Genomic DNA, 5,736 nt, shown 5'->3' with positions numbered 1-5,736 from the left:
CTGCTGTTACGTTAAGTACTTCTCCCGGACTGCCCACTGCCAACTACGGACTGGCCACTGCTAACTGCAAACTGCCAACTATTTTAACAATTCCACAGCAATTTTATGCTTTTCATATGAGGGGCTGCATGCAATAATTGGCTTATCTTCCATTAAAGTTTGTATGCGGACAATATAAAACCGGCAACCCGGCCGGTATCTGTTTATAATGTTTAAAACCCAATTCCCTTACCCAAATTAAAAAGTAAAAAGCACTATGAAACAACACCTTGTATGGCTGCTGGCATGCAGCACAACCCTCCTATCCTGTTACAAACCTCAAATGGAGCCCGGGTTAAAAGACAATGCCCTCAATAACAACAAAACAGGCGCAACTGCGCTGTTGGCCGGTATTAATTATTATGTGTCCACCACCGGCGATGATGCTGCTGACGGCAGCCTGGCTACACCTTTCCTCACCATTAACAAAGCCCTTACCGTGGTAACGCCCGGTGATACAGTATTTGTGCGCGGCGGCACTTATATTGAGAAAGTGCATTTCCCTGTATCCGGTGTAAAAGGCAAGTTTGTTACGCTAAAAGAGTACCCCGGTGAAACCGCCATCATCAGTGGCGCAGGGCTCACCGTTACGGGCGATGAAGGCCTGGTAACCATTGACAGCGCACAGTATATTGCGATCGATGGTTTCGACATCTGTAATTTTAAAAGCAGCAGTGGTAATCCCAGGGGCATCGTAGTAAAGAACGGCACAGATTATACACGCTTGTATAATAACCTGGTGTACAGTATCAATTATGAAGGCGCTCCGCAATCCGGCAACAGCTACGGCATTTTATTCAGCGGCAGCACGGCCGACCCGGTGAGCGATATACAGGTAACCAACAATACCATCCGTGACTGCCAAACCGGTACAGGCGCTAACCTGGGCGCAGTGGGCAGCGTTTCATCCTTTACCTTCAGCAACAATACCATCTACAACGGGGCAAACATTGGTATCAGTGTAACCGGCAGCTATGAAAATGGCGCTTACCGAAAGCCCGGCTCAGGCACCATTCAGCGTAATACGGTTTATGATGTTACACAGGCCGGCATCAGCCTGCTGGGAGGCCTGAACATAATTGCAGATGCCAACTACATACACAATAACGGCATCGGCATCCAGGCAGGCGGCGTTATTAATTATTCCGCCGGTACGCTCAATATTTTAACCAATAACATGATCTGGTTCTGCCAGGGCAGCGGCGTTGCTATAGGTACGCCAGATGCCGCCAGTACTGCGGGCGCTACTAATAGCTATGTGCTGAATAATACCCTGTATTACAACAACCAGCAACCGCCTGCCACGGGTATGAACGGAGAGGTTGATATACAAACGAATGGCATGTTCACCAATCTCTTTAACAATATCATCTACGCCGGTCCGGCAGATCTGTTTGTGAGCGCAGGCAGCACCTCCACCTCCTATCCCTATGCCGACCATAATATGTATTACACACAGGGTACCCGGCAGTGGCGTTATAATGGCGCCCTGATAAGTGATCTCATTAGCTGGAGAACGCATGTAGCCCCGGAAACACATTCTACCAACAGTATTGATCCCGGATTTATAAATACCACGCCGGCCAGCCTGAACCTGCATTTGTCGGTTCATTCCCTGGCTAAAAATATGGGTACTGAGTTTACCCGTATCCCCGGAACGGATATTGACGGAGAATCACGAAGGGTAGGCGCCATTGACGCAGGCGCTGATGAATTGCAATAACACAAAAATCCGGGAGCAACTCCCGGATTTTTTATTAGCTTCACCCTTATGTTTACGAAAGATACCTATACCGCCAGAAGGCGCCAACTGAAGGCCACTGTTAACCAGGGCCTTATTTTATTAATGGGCAATGAGGAGCTGGGGATGAACTACCGGGATAATGTATATCATTTCCGGCAGGACAGCTCATTCCTGTACTTTATAGGCATTGACCGGCCCTCGCTGGTAGCGGTAATAGATGTGGACAATGACAAGGAAATATTGTTTGGTAATGAGCTCACTATGGACGACCTGGTATGGACCGGCCCTAAGGAAACCATCAGCGACCAGGCAGCAAAAACCGGCATCTCCGAAGTACAGCCGTTAGCCGCCCTGGAAGGACTGCTAAACGCCGCACAAGCTAAAGGACAGCCTATACATTTCCTGCCGCCGTACCGTGCAGATAATGCGCAAAAGCTCAGCGACTGGTTAAGCATTCCCAATGCTGCGCTGAAAAGCAAAGCATCTGTAACACTTATAAAAGCGGTAATAGCACAACGCGCCATTAAAGCGCCGGAAGAGATAGCAGAAATAGAAAAAGCCATTGGCATTACAGTAGATATGCAGCTGGAAGCCATCCGCAGCGCGCAGGCAGGTTTAACGGAAGCGCAGCTGGCCGGCCGGGTACATGGCGTGGCCGTAAGCTCCGGCGGTAACCTCTCCTTCCCTATTATTTTAACAGTGAACGGGCAGATCTTACATAACCACTACCAGGATACGGTATTAAAAGACGGACAAATGGTGCTGTGCGATTGCGGAGCAGAAACACCCCTGCATTATGCCGGCGACCTTACCCGCACCTTTCCCGTAAATGGCAGCTTTACGCCTGTACAAAGATCTGTGTATGATATTGTTGCTGCCGCACAACAGGCAGCCATAGACGCTCTGCGCCCCGGCATACTGTTCAGGGATGTGCATTTGCTGGCCTGCGAAAAGCTGGCAGAAGGCCTGCGCGACCTGGGACTTATGAAAGGCGATGTAAAGGAAGCCGTAGCACAGGGAGCGCATACCCTGTTCTTCCAATGCGGGTTAGGACATATGATGGGGCTTGATGTACATGATATGGAAGACCTGGGCGAAAACTATGTAGGCTATACGGATACACTGGTGAAAAGCACGGAGTTCGGCCTGAAATCATTACGCCTGGGACGCGCCCTGGAAAAGGGTTTTGTGCTGACAATAGAACCCGGATTATATTTTATTCCTGAACTGATGGACGCCTGGCAGGCTGCTAAAAAACACACGGATTTTATTAATTACGATAAAGTACAGGCCTTCCGCAACTTTGGGGGCATACGTATAGAGGAAGATTTTTTAATTACGGAAGATGGCAGCCGCCTGCTAGGCAAGCCCTTATATAAAACCGCATCGGCCATTGAAGCGCTGAAGTAAGGGATAAAGCTTTGCTATTTATTAAAAACTGCTAACTTAGCCGCGAAAAACCTACAACCGTCAACTTTTTATCCTTATAATGCCACATCCGAATGTAAGCCTGTTCCAGACTATCCGTTGCCTGTGCACTTTACAATGGCGGCTGAAAAGGCAGGAACGTTACTTCCACGAACACCTGCCACCTTTACTGGCGCTGCTGGCTGCCGGTCAGACAAAGACTTTTTCAGAAAAAACCATTCAGCGCATTCATAAATACTGGCAGCTGGGACTGCACGTTATCTGCAACAGCCTGTACCAGCTAAGCGGGCGGCAGCTCACAGCAAATGAACAGCAGCGTATTTTATTATTCAGCATTCTGGGTCCTTTGTATGATGATCTGTTTGATGATCATGTTATGAGCTACGAACAGCTGGAAGCTTTTACCTGGCACCCGGAAAAGCATGTATCACAAAGCTTTGAGGAGCATGTGGTGCAAACGGCGTACATTGAATTGCTATCCCTGGCGCCTGACCGTAAAAGGGTAATGGAACACCTGCACCAGGTATTTGTATGGCAGCAGGCATCGCTTAAACAGCTATCGCCGGAAGTTGATGAAGCAGCGCTTTACGAGATCACCTATCAAAAAAGCTATTGTTCTATTTTACTTTACTACTCCATATTAGACCACTACCCTGCCACTGACATACAGGATATGCTGTACCCCATGGCCGGGCTGCTGCAATTAACCAACGATGCTTTTGATGTGTACAGGGATGTGCGCAGCGGCATTCATACCCTTCCCAACCTGTACCGCAACTATGATCAATTGCAGCAGCACTTTATGACCGATGTGGCGCTGTTCAATCATCACCTGGAGCAGCTGCCCTTTGAGCGCTTTGCCAAAGTATTTTACAGCACTACGATACACGCGCTGCACGGTATGGGCTGCATAGCGCTGGAACAATTGAAAGCCAACACCCGCGGGGTAACCAGCATGGCGGAACTGGCTGCCCTGAGCCGCAAGGCCCTGGTGTGTGATATGGATTCCTGGAGCCAGAAAATAAAATGGGTAAAAGAGGTAAGGCGCCTGGTTAATTACCGGCAACCGGTACACGCAGCTGTTGCAGCAGTTGCTGCGTTGTAAGCACCGTGGCAAATTCATCCTGCAGGGTAGCCAGGGTTACCTGGTGCACCAGCTCTGCATCAAAACGTTCACCATTCACACCGGTTTTATTGAATGCTGCCGTAGCATCAGAGATCACGTATGTATGATAGCCTAAATTACCGGCCATACGGGTGGTGGTAGATACGCAGTGCTCTGTTGATAACCCTATCACAACTACGGTGTTAATGCCCTGCGCATCCAGCTGCGCCTGCAGATCAGTATTAATAAAAGCGCTGTTCACACTTCTCACCAGCACCGGCTCTCCGGGCAAAGGCTGCACTTCTTTCATAAATGCATACCCGGCTTTTTCCGGGAACAAAGGCGACTTGGGACTTACGGAGCTGTACTGAATATGGAACAGGGGCAGCTCATTGGCACGCCAGTATGCCAGCAACTTTTGAGCATTCTGTTCTGCCTGCGGATTGTTACGTTCACCGCCATAATATTCCTTTTCTTCAAAACCCTGCTGAAGATCTATCAGCAATAAGGCCGGGCGGCCCTGTAATACATTTTCCATGATGGGGAGTTTATGCAGGCAAAGGTAGGCCGGGATGCCTTTGCAGCGAAGGACAAGAAAGCGAAGTTTTAGGACAATCGTTAGTCTGCGCTTAAATTACGCACAGGCGCCAGCACTACGGCCCTGCACACCTGTAAGGTAATAGTGCCTAATGCAATAAGCAAAGCAAAAATACCTGCTGCCAGGAAGATCCACCCATTCAGCGGCACCCGGTAAGCGAAGTGCTGTAACCAGCTGTTCATGGCGCCCCATGCAACAGGCGATGCGATGATAAAAGCGATCCCCACCAGCTGCAGGAAGTTTTTGGAGAACAATGTAACAATGCTCATCACATCTGCCCCCAATACCCTGCGGATGCCTATTTCCTTAATACGCTGGTGTGTGGCTATATGCGCCAGTCCAAACAATCCTGCGCAGCAAATAAGTATAGAAAGTACGGTTGCAATATTGATGATCTTTTTCCATCGCAGCTCCTGCGCATATTCCTGCATGTTCAGCTGATCCAGGTAGCTGTAGCTGAATACCGCATCCGGTAAAGCTTTTTTGTAGGCGGCTTCAAAAGCAGCCAGGGCATGCTGCTGGCCTGTTGGGGCTAACTTTAACCAGATGGTCCTGCCAAACCAGCTGCTCATGATCATTACGGTGGGCTGAATACGCTCCCGCAAAGAACCGGTATGAAAGTCCTTTACTACACCTACGATGGTTTTTACATCCTTGTCAAAATATTCGTCTGTATGGATCTGCTTACCTATGGGATCCGTAAGGCCTGCGGCTTTTACAAAGGCTTCGTTTACGATGGCGCCCCGGGTTTTATCTGTAGCATAAGCTGTGGAAAAATTGCGCCCCGCGCTAAGTGTAATGCCCATGGCCGGTAAATAATCC

The 5,736-nt window shown here is 49.1% G+C and carries 5 protein-coding genes; 3 read left to right on the top strand and 2 right to left on the bottom strand.

Translation table 11 applies throughout. The features are described 5' to 3' along the window. Positions 1-256 precede the first annotated feature (256 nt). From VIM87_RS14235 to VIM87_RS14225, 3 genes are all read left to right on the top strand, one after another. Positions 257-1,762 carry a right-handed parallel beta-helix repeat-containing protein gene (locus VIM87_RS14235; protein WP_331997641.1) on the top strand — a complete coding sequence of 502 codons (1,506 nt, stop codon included), beginning with the start codon at positions 257-259 and terminating at the stop codon, positions 1,760-1,762. A gap of 48 nt (positions 1,763-1,810) precedes the next feature. After that, a complete protein-coding gene (locus VIM87_RS14230) occupies positions 1,811-3,193 on the top strand; it encodes an aminopeptidase P family protein (RefSeq protein WP_331997640.1) in 1,383 nt (460 codons plus the stop codon). Positions 3,194-3,272: 79 nt separating this feature from the next. Continuing rightward, entirely contained in the window at positions 3,273-4,316 is a 1,044-nt protein-coding gene (locus tag VIM87_RS14225) for a class 1 isoprenoid biosynthesis enzyme (protein WP_331997639.1), read from the top strand. On the opposite strand, the gene VIM87_RS14220 is transcribed toward VIM87_RS14225, so the two are convergent. Together VIM87_RS14220 and VIM87_RS14215 are read right to left on the bottom strand one after the other, a co-directional pair. Beyond that, entirely contained in the window at positions 4,264-4,854 is a 591-nt protein-coding gene (locus VIM87_RS14220) for a cysteine hydrolase family protein (protein WP_331997638.1), read from the bottom strand. The genes VIM87_RS14225 and VIM87_RS14220 overlap by 53 nt on opposite strands. Positions 4,855-4,934: 80 nt before the next feature. Then, positions 4,935-5,736, bottom strand: an 802-nt coding sequence (locus tag VIM87_RS14215; protein WP_331997637.1) for an ABC transporter permease, incomplete at its 5' end; no start/stop codon positions are given.

Origin of the sequence: Chitinophaga sp. (assembly GCF_036569125.1) — a bacterium.
Lineage (GTDB): Bacteria > Bacteroidota > Bacteroidia > Chitinophagales > Chitinophagaceae > Chitinophaga.
This window is presented reverse-complemented; position numbering and strand designations above follow the sequence as displayed.

Excerpts from the sequence above, each read along its gene's own strand:
- VIM87_RS14235 (WP_331997641.1), top strand. The coding sequence starts at position 257 with ATGAAACAACACCTTGTATGGCTGCTGGCATGCAGCACAACCCTCCTA.
- VIM87_RS14230 (WP_331997640.1), top strand. The coding sequence starts at position 1,811 with ATGTTTACGAAAGATACCTATACCGCCAGAAGGCGCCAACTGAAGGCC.
- VIM87_RS14225 (WP_331997639.1), top strand. The coding sequence starts at position 3,273 with ATGCCACATCCGAATGTAAGCCTGTTCCAGACTATCCGTTGCCTGTGC.
- VIM87_RS14220 (WP_331997638.1), bottom strand. The coding sequence starts at position 4,854 with ATGGAAAATGTATTACAGGGCCGCCCGGCCTTATTGCTGATAGATCTT.